A 14,711-nucleotide genomic window follows, 5' to 3' on the forward strand; every position below is an offset into this window, starting at 1 on the left:
TGTGTGGGGAATGACCAGACACAAAAAAACAGCGCTAAAGCAATCTGCTTTGCGCTGTTTTTTTGTGTGATGCTGAAAGAAGCTTATTTCAGGGCGGCACAGGCGCGTTGAATGCGTGTGCAGGCTTCGCTCAGTAATTCATTGCTTGTCGCATAAGAGACGCGGAAATGCGGAGACAAGCCAAAGGCTGCACCGTGAACCGCAGCGACACCTTCTGTTTCCAGCAGGTAAGTGACAAAATCTTCATCATTTTCGATTGTCTTGCCATCCGGTGTTGTTTTGCCGATTAGGCCAGCACAAGACGGATAGACATAGAAAGCACCTTCCGGTGTCTGACATTCCAGACCTTCTGCCTCGTTGAGCATTTTCACAACCAGATCACGACGGCCTTTAAACACGTCATTATGTTTTGCCACAAAATCATGTGATCCGTTCAGGGCTTCCACGGCTGCGGCCTGTGCGATGGAACACGTATGTGTTGTGCTTTGAGACTGGATTTTGTTGATTGCCTTGATCACTTCAACCGGGCCTGCTGCGTACCCTACACGCCAGCCTGTCATGCAGTAGGCTTTGGATACACCATTCAGTGTCAGTGTGCGATCAAACAGTTTGGGTTCAACCTGTGCCGGTGTGACGAATTCGAAATCATCATAAACGATCAGTTCGTACATATCGTCAGTCATCACCCAAACATTTTCATGTTTGACCAGCACGTCCGTCAGGGCCTTCATCTCGTCACGGGAATAAGCCGCACCTGTCGGGTTAGATGGGGAGTTCAGGATGACCCATTTTGTTTTATCAGTGATCGCAGCTTCCAGATCAGCCGGTTGCAGCTTGAAGTTATTTTCAGCCGAGCAATCCACAAACTTCGGTGTCCCACCTGCCAGCAGCGTGATATCCGGGTAAGATACCCAGTATGGGGCCGGGATGATGACTTCATCACCATCATTCAATGTCGCCATCAGCGCATTGTAAATGGTTTGCTTGCCCCCACAGCCAACAGAGATTTGATCCGGCGTGTAGCTCAGGTCGTTGTCGCGTTTCAGCTTGTCACAGATTGCCTGACGCAGTTCTGGTGTTCCGGCAACGGCAGTATAGCGGGTTTTGCCATCTTTCATCGCCTGAACAGCTGCATCAATGATATGTTGCGGTGTGTCGAAATCAGGTTCTCCGGCACCCAGACCGATGACATCACGACCAGCAGCTTTCAGTTCAGCAGCCTTTGTTGAAACGGCAATCGTCGGGGACGGTTTGATACGGGACAATTTTTCAGCGAGAAAAGACATGAGAGGCAAACCTTTTCAAAGAGGTATGGATAATAAAAAATAGAGTTAGTCCGATGAAAAGAATCATCAAACCATTTGAACAGACCCTACGCCTGAGTCTTCTTTGACGCAAGGTTTATTGGCAGTTTTGTGACAATTTCTTCCCCATTTCGCTAACTTGCCCTGAAATCGACTTTGCAATAGAATTAAGGAATGTTTAGGCACCTCTTTTTGTTCTTGGCTTTTGTCATTCTGCCACTTTCTTCTTCGCAGGCAGAAGAGGTGGATGTGCACCTTTTCCTGTCTGATATTGCAGGAATGAGTATGCCGGGTGAGGCTGAAAAAGGGATGGGGCGTGAATTGGCCGAACATGCCTTGCAGGCAGCAGGGTTAAGTTACGAGATCCGTTTTTTACCCTGGTCACGGCTGGTGAAAACAGCATCACGTGACCCAAAAGCAGTCATGCTTCCATTGGGGCGCACACAACAGCGCGAAGAGTCCTATACCTGGATCAGGTCCATTTTTAAGGCAGAGATCGGATTTGTATCTCTTAACCAAAGCATTGATGATTTTGAAACAGCCAAGGGGCTAGACAGTCTCGGCGTTTGGAAAAATACGTTTTTTGAAACGGTGTTAAGGCAAAAGGGGTTTCAGAATCTCTCCCTTTTTAAGGGGGATGAAAAACTGGGCAAGCTGTTTCTTTCCGGGCGAACACAGGCTTGGTATGGGGAATTAAACGAAAGCCGCTATCGTTTCAAAAACTTTGAAGAACAAGAGCAATTACGCCAGCTCAATATTTATTTCGGCAAACCTGTTACGGCAATTGAAGCCTGGATGGTTGCAGGCAAAGACTTTGCTCCTGAAAAGGCTGAAAAAATCCGAATTGCGCTTAATGCCTTGTTTCTTTCAGGTTATGCAGATCAGCTTTATCAGCACTATTATGATTTTACAGGTAAGGAAAGCCATTAGGCCGTTCTCGGGTTTGCTCCTTGAGAACGACCTAATGGGTATAGGATAGGCGCTTAGTCTTCTACGTCCAGTTCCTGTTCTGTCGTGCGGATAATGCGGGGGTCCCACTGGAGCAATTCTTCGTTTTTGCCCTCATATTGGACTTGGCTTAAGAAATAACGAATGGCATTGATCCGTGCACGTTTCTTGTCATCGGATTTCACAATGGTCCAGGGCGCTTCCTTGGTATCGGTATAGAAGAAAACATCTTCTTTGGCCTTGGTATATTCATCCCACTTGTTTTGGGATTCCTTATCCACAGGGGAGAGTTTCCATTGTTTCAGGACATCATTTTCCCGGCTGGCAAAGCGGCGGGCCTGTTCTGTTTTTGAGACAGAGAAATAGAATTTGAACATTTTCAGGCCGCTGCGATACAGCATGCGTTCAAATTCCGGCACAGAACGCAGGAACTCTTTGACATCATCGGGGTCACAAAAGCCCATGACGCGTTCCACCATGCCCCGGTTATACCAGGAACGGTCAAACAAAATGATTTCCCCCGCAGTTGGCAGGTGTTGAACATAACGTTGGAAATACCACTGGTAACGTTCACGGTCCGTCGGTTTTTCCAGAGCAACCACCTGACAGCCCCGTGGGTTGAGATGTTCAATAAAGCGTTTGATCGTACCGCCTTTACCGGCCGCATCACGCCCCTCAAAAATAGACAGGATTTTCTGTCCGCTGACTTTGACGTGGTTTTGCATTTTCAGCAATTCCACATGAAGTGGGGCAATGATTTCCAGATAATCTGCGGTTCTGATTTTTGTCAGGGGGGCATCCAATCCATCAAGCTGGTCAATGGGTGTGCCGTTGAGTAATCCGGTTCCCATTTGTTTGATTTTTTTCTTGCCGCCTTTTTTGCCTTTGAACTTTTCCGCATCGCGACCTGAAGGTTTGATCAGTTCCAGATTATCGGTTGCGATCATTTCCTGCTCAATCAGCGCATCATCCTGTGTGTCCGGGTCCAAAGTGACGATATTGTCGAGTTGCTTTGATGTTTTCTTGGATGCCATTGCATTTCCCCTTTTTCTATTCTTCCTGTTTCCTATCGTAATGTAGAAAGCAGTGTGCGGGGCATTCTGAGAAAAAGCAAATTTATTCTAAAAAAAAACGATGGAGTTTGATATATCCATAGGTATGGAAAATGAAACAGTCTTTACCTCACCCAAGCATCCCATCCCCAAAGGGGGAAAGGATTTTAAACTGGTCAGCGAATATGATCCTGCTGGCGATCAGCCCGAAGCCATTGCCGAACTGGTTAAAGGAATTGAAGAGGGAGAAAAAGATCAGGTTCTACTTGGGGTTACAGGATCAGGGAAAACGTTTACCATTGCCCATGTGATTGAAAAATTACAACGCCCGGCCGTGGTGTTGGCCCCAAATAAGACCTTGGCGGCCCAGCTTTATGGGGAGATGAAAAGTTTCTTTCCTGATAATCATGTGGAATATTTTGTTTCCTTTTATGATTATTATCAGCCGGAAGCCTACGTTCCCAAGACTGATACCTATATTGAGAAAGATAGTTCGATTAACGAACAGATTGACCGGATGCGTCATGCGGCGACTCGGTCTCTGTTGGAATATCGCGATACCATCATTGTAGCATCTGTCTCTTGTATTTACGGTATCGGGGCGGTGGAAACCTATTCAGAAATGACACTCGCCATTGAATCCGGTGGTGAATATGAAGTGCGCGATTTAATGAAGGGGTTGGTGGAGCTGCAATATCAGCGCAATGACAATAATTTCCAGCGGGGATCTTTCCGTGTACGTGGTGATATTATTGAAATTTTCCCCTCTCACTTTGAAGACCGCGCCTGGCGTTTGTCTTTCTTTGGCGAAGAGCTGGAAGACATCTGGGAATTTGATCCCTTAACGGGGGAGAAAATTACCACCCTGGAAAAGGTCACGGTTTACCCCAATTCCCACTATGTCACCCCGCGTCCAACCCTGATGCAGGCATCTAAAAAGATCAAAGATGAAATGAAGGCACGGGTGAAATGGTTTCAGGATAACAATAAACTGATTGAAGCACAGCGTATTGAAGAACGGACCATTTTTGATCTGGAAATGATTGAAACTACGGGGTTCTGTTCAGGGATTGAAAACTATTCACGCTATCTGACCGATCGTAATGAAGGGGAACCACCGCCAACCCTGTTTGAATATTTGCCTGATGATGCCTTGTTGTTTGTCGATGAAAGTCATGTGGGGGTGCCGCAAATCGGTGGCATGTATCGCGGTGACTATAATCGCAAAAGTACCTTGGCAGGGTATGGCTTTCGTTTGCCCAGTTGTGTTGATAACCGCCCGCTTAAATTCGAAGAATGGGACCATATGCGCCCTCAGTCGGTCTTTGTTTCTGCCACACCTGGTGATTGGGAGATGGAACGCACTGGTGGGGTTTTTGCCGAACAGGTGATCCGTCCCACGGGCCTGATTGACCCGGTCTGTATTGTGCGTCCGGTGGAAACCCAGGTGGATGACTTGCTTAATGAATGTAAGGAAACAGCCGCACGAGGGGAGCGGGTTTTGGTCACGACCTTGACCAAACGCATGGCCGAAGACCTGACGGAATATTTTCATGAACAGGGCGTGCGCGTGCGCTATATGCATTCTGACATTGATACGCTGGAACGTATTGAGATTATCCGGGACTTGCGCCTTGGGGCCTTTGATGTGCTGGTTGGGATCAACCTGTTACGTGAAGGTCTGGATATTCCGGAATGTTCGCTTGTGGCCATTTTGGATGCGGATAAAGAAGGGTTCCTGCGTTCCAAACGTTCATTGGTTCAGACCATTGGCCGTGCTGCGCGTAATATCAATGGCCGGGTTGTGCTCTATGCCGATAAGATGACGGAAAGTCTGGATTATGCCATTGGCGAAACAGAACGTCGCCGCGCCAAGCAGCAAGCCTATAATGAAGAACACGGCATCACGCCACAAACGGTGAAATCTAATATCACTGATGTGTTAGATGATGTGTCTCAAGGCGATTATCTGACCGTTGATACGGGGGCCGCTGGGGAAGACCATCTGGTTGGTAAAGACCTGAAAACAGTTCTGGCGGAGCTGGATAAGAAAATGAAAGAGGCCGCAGCCAATCTGGAATTTGAAGAAGCTGCCCGTCTGCGCGATGAAATTCGCCGTCTGGAAGCCAGTGATCTGGGCCTTGATCGTGCCGGTGTTGCCAAGGGTGCGGCCCAACGCGCAGGTGTCGGGGGCAAGAAAAAGAAGAAAAAACGCCGTGGGCCATGATGCGGATAACGGATAGTATTTCCATTGATGAGGCTGAGCTTGAAGAAAAGTTCATCCGCTCCCCCGGTAGTGGAGGGCAGAAGGTTAACAAAACAGAGACGGCGGTGCAGTTGCGTTTTAATGCACGCAAAAGTCTTGTGATAAATCATGCCGTTTTTTTGCGTCTACAAAAAATTGCGGGTAGCAGGATGACGCAAAATGGTGAGATTGTCATAACCGCCCATCAATTTCGTACTCAGGAATTAAACAGGGAAGATGCCCGTGCCCGTCTTATCAAGATGATTGCCCAAGCTGTTATTCCCCCGAAGAGGCGACGGAAAACAAAGCCTACTTTGGCTTCGAAAAGGCGTCGACTAGATGGTAAGAAACGGACAAGTGAATTAAAAAAAGGGCGTGGCAAAGTTCGGTTTTAAGCGTATCCTGTCTCCACTTATTATTCGGAGGTACACCTATGGATATCGAAGCGCTGTTTGGCCTTGTTGTGGCAACTATTATTCTTGGCCTTGTTCCCGGTCCGGTGGTCGCGGCCCTTGTTGGGCGTGCATTGTTTAGCGGGGTTCAGTCGACGTTCGGTTTTCTTGGGGGTGTTTTTGTTGCCGACCTGATCTGGTTGTTAGCCGCTGTTTCCGGCCTTGGGTATGTGGCGGCGACCTATTCGACCCTTTTCCTTGTGATTAAATATGTAGGCGCGCTTTATCTGATCTATCTTGGCATCGGTGCCCTTCGCCATGCGTTTGATCAAAATATGGAAGTGAAAATCCCCAGACAATCTCGCAAAGGGGCAGGTTTTATGAGTGGTTTGCTGGTGACATTGGGCAATCCGAAACTAGTGGCTTTTTATGTGGGTTTCCTGCCCACCTTTATTGATATGGAAGCCTTGGCTTTTAGCGATACAGTCGTTGCGGCTATTTTGGTCCCGGCGGTTTTCTGTTTGTGTAATTTTGGCTGGGCGTTCAGCGCATCCAAGGCCCGTACCTTGCTGAAATCAGAAACTCCCATGCGGGCGTTGAACTTTGTTTCTGGTGGTTTGTTGACTGGAGCCGGGGTCTTCATGATGGCGGAGGAATAGGCGCGATGAGCTGGCTGAATGAAACAATGCGCCGTATTGAGGCGGATTATAACCGGTCTGCCGATACCCATATGATCCATCACCCTGTGCCGGGATGTCAGGAAATTGACCTTTATTTCAAGGATGAATCAACCCACCCATCCGGCAGTTTAAAGCATCGTTTGGCCCGTTCGCTCTTTCTTTACGGGGTCTGCAATGGCCTGATCAATGAAGGGACGACGATTATTGAATCTTCATCTGGCAGTACGGCGATTTCAGAGGCTTATTTTGCCCGTTTCCTCGGACTTCCTTTTATTGCGGTTGTGCCAAAAGCGACGGCCAAAGCCAAACTGGATCAGATTAAGTTTTTTGGCGGGCAATGCCATTTGGTGGAACCTCATGAAATATACAGTGCAGCACAGGCGCTGGCTGATGAGTGCAATGGTTATTATATGGATCAGTTTACGAATGCTGAACGGGCAACCGATTGGCGTTCCAACAATAATATTGCGGACAGTATTTTCGCACAGATGAGCGGAGAGCAGCATCCGGTGCCAAGCTGGATTGTTGTGAGTGCTGGCACAGGGGGGACATCGGCCACGATTGGGCGATATAAACGGTATTATTCCCGCCAGTTTGGTGCGGCAAAACTCTGTGTGGCAGACCCGGATAATTCGGTTTTTTATGACTATTTCCAAACAGGTGATCAGGACTTAACCTCGCCCCATAGCCCGCGTATTGAGGGGATTGGCCGTCCACGGGTGGAGCCGAGCTTTATTCGCACCGTGGTGGATCATATGGAACAGGTGCCTGATGCGGCCAGTATTGCGGCCATTCATTTTCTTGAAAAAGTGATGGGGCGTAAATGCGGGGCGTCCACAGGGACGAATTTCTATGCCACTCTTAAATTGATGTGCGAGATGAAGGCCCGCGGGGAAAAGGGCTCTGTGGTCACCATGATCTGTGATCCCGGCGAACGTTATATTGATACCTATTACAATGCAGATTGGGTGGCGGCACAAGGATTTGATCTAGAACCTCATTTAGAGCTACTGGAACAGGCTTACAAGACAGGTGTGTGGGCAGCATGTTAATGGCCCCGATTATTGGCCATCGGGGTTGTGCGGGCCATGCGCCGGAAAATACATTGGCAGGTATTCGTGATGCTGCGCGTGTGGGCTGCACATGGGTGGAGGCGGATGCCACCTTATTGGCTGATGAAACAGTGGTGTTGTTTCATGACGATACACTGGACCGATGTTGTTGTGATGCCAGCGGGTTTATTCGTGAACAAAACTGGAAAGATGCGATCACGCTGGATGCTGGGTACTGGTTTGACGATGGGCGCTTTGTAGGTGAACACATTCCGCTTTTAAGGGATGCGGTGAGCTGTTGTCAGGCGTTAGACCTCGGTTTTAATATTGAGCTTAAAACCCATCGTGGGGAAGGCGAACATTTGGGGGCACGTGTTGCCGAATTGTTAAAAGAGTCAGGTAAGTATCTTGTTTCCAGTTATGATGTGGGTGCGTTAAAAGCTTTTCACAAACAAAAGCCAGCTTGCCCGCTGGGGATTATTTATGATGATTTGCCCCAAGACTGGCGGGTCCTTGCCGATGAACTGGAAGCGGTCTCCATCCATTTGTGGTCTAAGCACATAACACAAGAGGTAATTGATCAGGTGAAGGCGACAGGGCGTGAACTGTATGTTTTTACCGTGAATGAAAAAAAACAGGCCGAAAAGCTGTGGGCGCTGGGGGTCGATGGTCTATTCAGTGACTTGCCAGACCAGTTGCGTTAGGCTCTTAGGGCCAGGACCCTAGGGAAAGAGGCATTTTTTCATTTCTTGTTCTGCGCCTTCAAATGTCTGGTCAAAGTCATCTGGGGGATTGAAAATGGCGAGCCCGGTGCCATACATGCCCCGTTCTTTTTTCGGGCCAATCAGCTCGTAGCATTTTGCCCCTTTGAGTTTACTTTTCAAATCCTGATGGCGGCCTTCGGGCAGGATGGGATACCAAACCATAGTTGTTGCACCCGGCCAGCGTTTATGGGAGTTGACGGCCAAGCGGGCAATGGTGTCATATTCTTCTTTTTGTTCAAAAGACGGGTCGATTAACAATAAACCGGGCGCTTTACGGTTCGGCAGATAGTTCACCAGCTCGTCCAGTGAATTTTTATTCAGCAGCTTCAGGCGGCTGTCTTCACCCATATTGTTTTGCAGGACCTGATATTCATTGGGATGAAATTCAAAAAAAAGGGCGCGATGATTATCGGCCATCCGTTTTTGCATAAGGGCAGGGGAGCCGGGGTAACACTGGGGGCCAAAGCTGGAGACAAGATCCACGTAATCAGCTAACGCCGGGTTCGTTACGCCCTGATCTGAAAGACGACCAATCCCTTCTTTCCATTCACCCGTTTTCTGGGCCTGTTCCCCACTTAGGTCATAAAGACCACAGCCGGAATGGCTGTCCATATAGGTGACAAGTCTGGACTGTTGACCTAGAGATTTCAGAACAAGACAAAGGGCCGTGTGTTTATGCACATCGGCAAAATTTCCGGCGTGATAACCGTGCTGGTAACTGAGCATTTAAAAGTGCGCTTTATTTGGGTGGATGGAGCACACCGTCTACTTCATGGGCCATCTTTTGTAAATGATTTAAACGGCCAATGCTTTCACAGTTGAGCTGGTCACGGTTGGCTTCCATATCATCTAAATGTTTGATCACCGCACGCAGGCGATTGCTGGCGGCTGACTTTTTATCCTTGGCAATATCATCTAATGCGAGATTGAGTTTTGCGCGATAGTCAACGAAATCTTTATAGGCAAATGAGTGTGACACGAACCTCTCCTGTATTTTGATTTCAATATAAAAAGGCTAGGTGTCTTAAAGGGAAGAGTCAAAGAAAAAGGGTGTATGGAAGAACCATACACCCCAATTCTTTTGTTTCTGATGTGCTTAATTAAGCACCGCAGGCTGCAACCATGGCTTCCGCAGCAGCAAGCTCACGCTCGGCAACTTTACGGGTGACATCATTGTCAGCTGCTTGAAGGTCGTCATTTGCCTTTTGCAGACGGGCTTCAGCATGATCGCGATCGAGTTCATCAAGCGCAATAGCTTCTTCCGCCAGAACGGCACAACGTTCTTCAGAAACTTCAGCAAAACCGCCTTCGACAAAAATGCGTTTCGCAACTTTGTCGTTTTCGTAGATGTCGATGATGCCGGGACGAACCGTCGTCAGCATCGGCGTGTGCCCGGGCAGGACACCGAAGTCACCTTCGCCGCCCGGAACCACAACCATTTCGACTTCTTCAGACAGAAGCAGCTTGGCCGGGGAAACGAGTTCGAATTGAACTTTATCACTCATTGTGTTGTCTCCTGGCTAGTTGTTTTGTCTAAATTAGGCAGCTTCAGCAGCCATTTTCTTGGCTTTTTCGAGAGCTTCCTCGATACCGCCAACCATGTAGAAAGCAGCTTCTGGCAGATGATCATATTCACCAGCTACGATACCTGTAAACGCCTTGATAGTGTCTTCCAGTTTAACGTATTTACCAGGGGAGCCTGTGAAGACTTCCGCTACGTGGAACGGTTGAGAGAGGAAACGCTGGATCTTACGAGCACGTGCTACAACCAACTTATCTTCTTCAGACAGTTCGTCCATACCAAGGATGGCGATGATGTCTTGCAGAGATTTGTATGTTTGCAGAATACGCTGTACTTCACGAGCAACTTTATAGTGCTCTTCACCAACTACGCGCGGCTCAAGTACACGAGACGTGGAGTCAAGTGGGTCTACCGCAGGGTAGATGCCGAGCTCGGCGATGGAACGGTTAAGTACGGTTGTCGCATCCAAGTGAGAGAATGACGTAGCCGGCGCCGGGTCAGTCAAGTCATCGGCAGGTACGTAAATCGCTTGTACGGATGTAATAGAACCTTTTTTCGTGGACGTAATACGTTCCTGAAGGTTACCCATCTCTGTTGCAAGTGTCGGCTGATAACCTACCGCAGACGGGATACGACCCAGAAGTGCGGACACCTCAGAACCGGCCTGTGTGAAACGGAAGATGTTATCAACGAAGAACAGTACGTCTTGGCCTTCTTCATCACGGAAGTATTCCGCCATTGTCAGACCAGTCAGAGCAACACGAGCACGCGCCCCAGGAGGTTCGTTCATCTGACCGTATACGAGAGCCGCTTTAGAGTCATCAGAGTCAAGCTTGATAACGCCAGATTCGATCATCTCATGGTACAGGTCGTTACCTTCACGAGTACGCTCACCAACACCGGCGAATACGGAGAAACCACCGTGGCCTTTCGCGATGTTGTTGATCAATTCCATGATAAGTACGGTTTTACCTACACCCGCACCACCGAACAGACCAATTTTACCACCCTTCGCATATGGTGCGAGAAGGTCAATAACTTTAATGCCTGTTTCGAGAATTTCAGCTTCCGTAGACTGATCTACGAATTCCGGTGCTTCACGGTGGATCGGCAGTGTGCCTTTGGAAGTCTTGATCTCACCGCGTTCGTCGATGGCTTCACCAACAACGTTTACGATACGACCCAGCGTTTCCGGACCAACTGGAATAGAGATCGGTGCACCAGTGTCCACAACTTCCTGACCGCGAACCATGCCGTCAGTTGTGTCCATCGCAATACAACGAACTGTGTTCTCACCCAAGTGCTGAGAAACTTCCAGCACCAGACGTTTGCCCTGGTTTTCAAGTTCCAGAGCGGACAAGATTTCAGGCAGGACGTCGTCGAACTGTACGTCGACTACCGCACCCAGTACCTGAGTTACCTTACCAATATTTTTGCTCATCGCAAAAAACTCCTACTTCGCAAATAAATTTGCGTCTTACGGTTACAGCGCTTCAGCGCCGGAAATGATTTCGATCAGTTCATTCGTAATTGCAGCTTGACGTGCGCGGTTGTAAGTCAGTGTGAGACCGTTAATCATCTCACCTGCGTTACGTGTCGCATTATCCATGGCTGCCATACGAGCACCCTGTTCAGAAGCAAAGCTTTCGAGCATGGCGCGGAAGATCTGTACCGAAAGGTTCCGCGGCAAAAGTTCTTCCAGGATATCTTCTTCTGAAGGCTCATATTCATAAAGAGCTTTCAGTTCAGCACCTTCTTCCTCAGTTGCTTCTTCAGTTTGTTCAGCAACCTGGAAAGGAATGACTTGCAGCGGCGTTACTTCTTGTGTAATGGCGGATACAAACTTGTTGTATACGACAGTACATACGTCGATTTCACCTTCTTCGTACATTGTACGAATGCGAAGTGCGATAGAATCAGCGTCTGTATATTGCGCGCCGTTCTTGGTCAGGTCTTCCATTGTTTCAAGGATTGTATCCCCGAATTGACGGTTAACCTGATCACGACCTTTGCGCCCCAAGCACAAGACTTTTACGGATTTGCCAGCTTCTTGAAGCTCGGCAATTTTATTCCGGGCATATCGACCAATGTTTGCGTTGAAACCGCCACACAGACCACGGTCAGAAGACACCAGCACGATGAGGTGCTTTTCGTCTTTGCCGTTACCTGCCAGCAGTTCCGGAGCGCCATCCACACCGTCGAAGCTCTTTGCAAGAGCCCCAACCATTGCTTCCATGCGCTCGGCATAGGGGCGAGACGATTCTGCTGCCATTTGGGCTTTACGCAGTTTCGCCGCCGCCACCATTTTCATGGCCGAAGTGATCTTCTGTGTCGATTTGACACTGTCGATCCTGATTTTTAGGTCCTTGAGGTTTGGCATATGCCTATTTCCTCTTCTTCAACGATGAAACTTAATTAGGCGAAAGACTTAGTGAAGTCGTCTAGGTACTTCTTAAGTTTTTCTTCTGTCTCATCGCTGAGCTTCTTCTCACCACGGATAGTGGAAAGAATTTCAGAACCATTTGCGCGAATGTCGTCAAGCATAGCAGCTTCAAAACGGTTTACGTCAGTAGCAGCGATACCGTCGAGGTAACCATTCACACCAGCGAAGATGGAAACAACTTGCTCTTCAACCGGAAGCGGAGAGAACTGCGGCTGCTTCAGCAACTCAGTCAAACGCTCACCACGTGCCAGCAGTTGCTGAGTGGACGCATCAAGGTCAGAAGCAAACTGTGCGAACGCAGCCATCTCACGATACTGGGCCAATTCCAGTTTAACGGAACCCGCAACCTGTTTCATGGCTTTGATCTGCGCAGAAGACCCTACACGAGATACAGACAGACCAACGTTTACGGCCGGACGGATACCTTTATAGAACAGTTCAGTTTCCAAGAAGATCTGACCGTCTGTAATGGAGATCACGTTTGTCGGAATAAACGCAGATACGTCACCACCTTGTGTTTCAATAACAGGCAGAGCTGTCAAAGAACCGGCACCCATGTCGTCAGACATTTTACAAGCGCGTTCAAGCAGGCGAGAGTGAAGATAGAATACGTCACCCGGATAAGCTTCACGCCCAGGAGGGCGACGCAGCAGCAGGGACATCTGACGGTAAGCAACGGCCTGTTTGGACAGGTCATCGTAACCGATCAGGGCGTGCATGCCGTTGTCACGGAAGTATTCACCCATGGCAGCGCCACAGTACGGTGCAAGGAACTGCATCGGAGCAGGTTCAGAAGCTGTCGCAGCAACAACGATGGAATATTCCAGAGCGTTGTTCTCTTCAAGAACTTTAACCAGCTGAGCAACAGTAGAACGTTTTTGACCAACAGCAACGTAAACACAGTAAAGCTTTTCGCTTTCATCTTTAGCGTTGTCGTTTACGTTCTTCTGGTTCAACATTGCATCAAGGATGATGGCTGTTTTACCAGTCTGACGGTCACCAATTACCAATTCACGCTGGCCACGACCAACCGGGATCAAGCTGTCAACAGCTTTCAGGCCAGTTTGTACAGGCTCGTGTACGGATTTACGCGGGATGATGCCCGGCGCTTTTACTTCCATCAACTGGTTTGTAACGTCTTCCAGCGGGCCTTTGCCGTCGATCGGGTTACCCAGACCGTCAACAACGCGACCCAAAAGGCCCTTACCAACCGGTACTTCCACGATGGCGCCAGTACGTTTTACTGTGTCGCCTTCTTTGATAGCACGGTCATCACCGAAAATTACGATACCGACGTTGTCGGTTTCCAAGTTCAGTGCCATACCTTTCAAGCCACCAGGAAATTCAACCATTTCCCCTGCTTGAACGTTATCCAAACCATGTACGCGGGCGATACCATCACCCACAGACAATACTTGACCAACCTCAGCTACGTCAGCTTCGGTTCCGAAATTAGCGATCTGATCTTTGAGGATCGCAGAAATTTCCGCGGCGCGGATTTCCATCACCCAACCCCTTTCATGGCGAGTTGAAGATGTTGCAGCTTGGTACGCAGGCTAGAATCAACCATGCGTGAACCGACCTTGACGATCAAACCGCCAAGTACTGCAGGGTCCACCTTCTGTTCAACAGCGACATCACTGCCAATTGCTTCCTTGAGGGAAGCGGTCAACGAATCAACTTGCTTCTGCGTCAGCGCTTTAGAAGAAGTTACAGAAGCTGTAACTTCGCCTTTGTGCTCAGCAAGAAGCGCCTGAAAGCCGATAATCATGCCTTCAAGTTCAAAGAGGCGACGGTTTTGTGCCACCACTCCAATAAATCTTTTCGTGAGATCTGAAATTTGTGCCTTGTCCATGACAGCAGTCATGGCTCGGCCTTGTTCTTCGCGTGCGATCACAGGACTATGAACAAGTTTGGAGAGATCTTCCGATTCCGCCAGCATAGCTGACAGGTCAGAAAGATCCTGAGCCACTTGATCAACCGCGTTGTTATCCACAGCAAGCTCAAAAAGAGCCTGAGAATAACGACCGGCAAGTCCGCTTGCACCTTGTGCTTTAGAAGCCACTTGGGACAGCCCTCGACATTTGGTCCACCCGAAGGGACATGCGGTGCACGTCCCCAAACGACGATACCCTTCTCCTAAGCAAAAACACTTAGCAAATGAGTAGCGGTGTCATAACACACCGTCGCCCCAAGATGCAAGCAACCATCTCTTGCATGTGCAAATTAATCGAAACCGTGGGAAAATAAGGCGGATTCTCAACTGTGGTCATACCAGAATGGGCCTTTTTGAGGGCTCTTTTGTTGGG

At 48.7% G+C, this 14,711-nt stretch carries 15 protein-coding genes; 6 read left to right on the plus strand and 9 right to left on the minus strand.

Annotated elements, in window-relative coordinates; genetic code table 11:
• Positions 1-83 precede the first annotated feature (83 nt).
• Positions 84-1,286, minus strand: a complete 1,203-nt coding sequence (locus E4K71_RS01895) for a pyridoxal phosphate-dependent aminotransferase (protein WP_135075741.1) — start codon at positions 1,284-1,286, stop codon at positions 84-86.
• Between the two features lie 192 nt (positions 1,287-1,478).
• Between E4K71_RS01895 and E4K71_RS01900 the strand changes: the two genes are divergently transcribed.
• Positions 1,479-2,234: a transporter substrate-binding domain-containing protein gene (locus E4K71_RS01900; protein WP_135075744.1), complete on the plus strand. Its 756-nt coding sequence runs from the start codon at positions 1,479-1,481 to the stop codon at positions 2,232-2,234.
• Positions 2,235-2,287: 53 nt separating this feature from the next.
• On the opposite strand, the gene ppk2 is transcribed toward E4K71_RS01900, so the two are convergent.
• Complete coding sequence (gene ppk2 / locus E4K71_RS01905; protein WP_135075747.1) at positions 2,288-3,286, minus strand: polyphosphate kinase 2; 999 nt, start codon at positions 3,284-3,286, stop codon at positions 2,288-2,290.
• Between the two features lie 124 nt (positions 3,287-3,410).
• Here ppk2 and uvrB point away from each other — a divergent pair, with 124 nt between their 5' ends.
• From uvrB to E4K71_RS01930, 5 genes are read left to right on the plus strand one after another with little or no spacing between them, the layout of a single operon-like run.
• Positions 3,411-5,531: an excinuclease ABC subunit UvrB gene (gene uvrB / locus E4K71_RS01910; protein WP_135075750.1), complete on the plus strand. Its 2,121-nt coding sequence runs from the start codon at positions 3,411-3,413 to the stop codon at positions 5,529-5,531.
• Complete coding sequence (gene arfB, locus E4K71_RS01915) at positions 5,528-5,944, plus strand: alternative ribosome rescue aminoacyl-tRNA hydrolase ArfB (RefSeq protein ID WP_135075753.1); 417 nt, start codon at positions 5,528-5,530, stop codon at positions 5,942-5,944. Before uvrB ends, arfB begins: the two co-directional genes overlap by 4 nt.
• Positions 5,945-5,982: 38 nt before the next feature.
• Complete coding sequence (locus E4K71_RS01920) at positions 5,983-6,600, plus strand: LysE family translocator (protein WP_135075756.1); 618 nt, start codon at positions 5,983-5,985, stop codon at positions 6,598-6,600.
• A gap of 5 nt (positions 6,601-6,605) precedes the next feature.
• Positions 6,606-7,673: a PLP-dependent cysteine synthase family protein gene (locus tag E4K71_RS01925; protein WP_135075759.1), complete on the plus strand. Its 1,068-nt coding sequence runs from the start codon at positions 6,606-6,608 to the stop codon at positions 7,671-7,673.
• Positions 7,673-8,377 (plus strand): glycerophosphodiester phosphodiesterase family protein, encoded by a 705-nt coding sequence (locus E4K71_RS01930; protein ID WP_167730208.1) that lies wholly within the window; start codon positions 7,673-7,675, stop codon positions 8,375-8,377. Before E4K71_RS01925 ends, E4K71_RS01930 begins: the two co-directional genes overlap by 1 nt.
• A gap of 18 nt (positions 8,378-8,395) precedes the next feature.
• Here the strand turns inward: E4K71_RS01930 and rlmJ are convergent, their stop codons facing one another.
• The 7 genes from rlmJ to E4K71_RS01965 form a co-directional block, all read right to left on the minus strand.
• Positions 8,396-9,163 carry a 23S rRNA (adenine(2030)-N(6))-methyltransferase RlmJ gene (gene rlmJ, locus E4K71_RS01935; protein WP_135075765.1) on the minus strand — a complete coding sequence of 256 codons (768 nt, stop codon included), beginning with the start codon at positions 9,161-9,163 and terminating at the stop codon, positions 8,396-8,398.
• A 13-nt stretch (positions 9,164-9,176) separates the two neighbouring features.
• A complete protein-coding gene (locus tag E4K71_RS01940) occupies positions 9,177-9,416 on the minus strand; it encodes a hypothetical protein (RefSeq protein ID WP_135075768.1) in 240 nt (79 codons plus the stop codon).
• 121 nt (positions 9,417-9,537) lie between these two features.
• Positions 9,538-9,942: a F0F1 ATP synthase subunit epsilon gene (locus E4K71_RS01945; RefSeq protein ID WP_135075771.1), complete on the minus strand. Its 405-nt coding sequence runs from the start codon at positions 9,940-9,942 to the stop codon at positions 9,538-9,540.
• A gap of 33 nt (positions 9,943-9,975) precedes the next feature.
• Positions 9,976-11,400, minus strand: coding sequence for a F0F1 ATP synthase subunit beta (gene atpD, locus E4K71_RS01950; protein ID WP_135075774.1), 1,425 nt, complete (start codon positions 11,398-11,400; stop codon positions 9,976-9,978).
• A gap of 42 nt (positions 11,401-11,442) precedes the next feature.
• Positions 11,443-12,339 (minus strand): F0F1 ATP synthase subunit gamma, encoded by an 897-nt coding sequence (locus tag E4K71_RS01955; RefSeq protein WP_135075777.1) that lies wholly within the window; start codon positions 12,337-12,339, stop codon positions 11,443-11,445.
• A 35-nt stretch (positions 12,340-12,374) separates the two neighbouring features.
• The gene (gene atpA, locus E4K71_RS01960; RefSeq protein WP_135075780.1) at positions 12,375-13,907 is read right to left on the minus strand and encodes a F0F1 ATP synthase subunit alpha; all 1,533 of its coding nucleotides are present in this window, start codon (positions 13,905-13,907) and stop codon (positions 12,375-12,377) included.
• Positions 13,907-14,467 carry a F0F1 ATP synthase subunit delta gene (locus tag E4K71_RS01965; RefSeq protein WP_135075783.1) on the minus strand — a complete coding sequence of 187 codons (561 nt, stop codon included), beginning with the start codon at positions 14,465-14,467 and terminating at the stop codon, positions 13,907-13,909. Before E4K71_RS01965 ends, atpA begins: the two co-directional genes overlap by 1 nt.
• Between the last annotated feature and the right edge of the window lie 244 nt (positions 14,468-14,711).

It is taken from the genome of Terasakiella sp. SH-1 (genome assembly GCF_004564135.1).
GTDB lineage: Bacteria > Pseudomonadota > Alphaproteobacteria > Rhodospirillales > Terasakiellaceae > Terasakiella.

What these genes read in the sequence shown, in the direction of transcription:
- E4K71_RS01900 (WP_135075744.1), top strand. Translation starts at nt 1,479, where the DNA reads ATGTTTAGGCACCTCTTTTTGTTCTTGGCTTTTGTCATTCTGCCACTT.
- E4K71_RS01945 (WP_135075771.1), bottom strand. Translation starts at nt 9,942, where the DNA reads ATGAGTGATAAAGTTCAATTCGAACTCGTTTCCCCGGCCAAGCTGCTT.
- atpA (WP_135075780.1), bottom strand. Translation starts at nt 13,907, where the DNA reads ATGGAAATCCGCGCCGCGGAAATTTCTGCGATCCTCAAAGATCAGATC.
- E4K71_RS01930 (WP_167730208.1), top strand. Translation starts at nt 7,673, where the DNA reads ATGGCCCCGATTATTGGCCATCGGGGTTGTGCGGGCCATGCGCCGGAA.
- atpD (WP_135075774.1), bottom strand. Translation starts at nt 11,400, where the DNA reads ATGAGCAAAAATATTGGTAAGGTAACTCAGGTACTGGGTGCGGTAGTC.
- uvrB (WP_135075750.1), top strand. Translation starts at nt 3,411, where the DNA reads ATGGAAAATGAAACAGTCTTTACCTCACCCAAGCATCCCATCCCCAAA.
- E4K71_RS01925 (WP_135075759.1), top strand. Translation starts at nt 6,606, where the DNA reads ATGAGCTGGCTGAATGAAACAATGCGCCGTATTGAGGCGGATTATAAC.
- E4K71_RS01920 (WP_135075756.1), top strand. Translation starts at nt 5,983, where the DNA reads ATGGATATCGAAGCGCTGTTTGGCCTTGTTGTGGCAACTATTATTCTT.
- E4K71_RS01895 (WP_135075741.1), bottom strand. Translation starts at nt 1,286, where the DNA reads ATGTCTTTTCTCGCTGAAAAATTGTCCCGTATCAAACCGTCCCCGACG.
- E4K71_RS01955 (WP_135075777.1), bottom strand. Translation starts at nt 12,339, where the DNA reads ATGCCAAACCTCAAGGACCTAAAAATCAGGATCGACAGTGTCAAATCG.
- rlmJ (WP_135075765.1), bottom strand. Translation starts at nt 9,163, where the DNA reads ATGCTCAGTTACCAGCACGGTTATCACGCCGGAAATTTTGCCGATGTG.
- arfB (WP_135075753.1), top strand. Translation starts at nt 5,528, where the DNA reads ATGATGCGGATAACGGATAGTATTTCCATTGATGAGGCTGAGCTTGAA.
- ppk2 (WP_135075747.1), bottom strand. Translation starts at nt 3,286, where the DNA reads ATGGCATCCAAGAAAACATCAAAGCAACTCGACAATATCGTCACTTTG.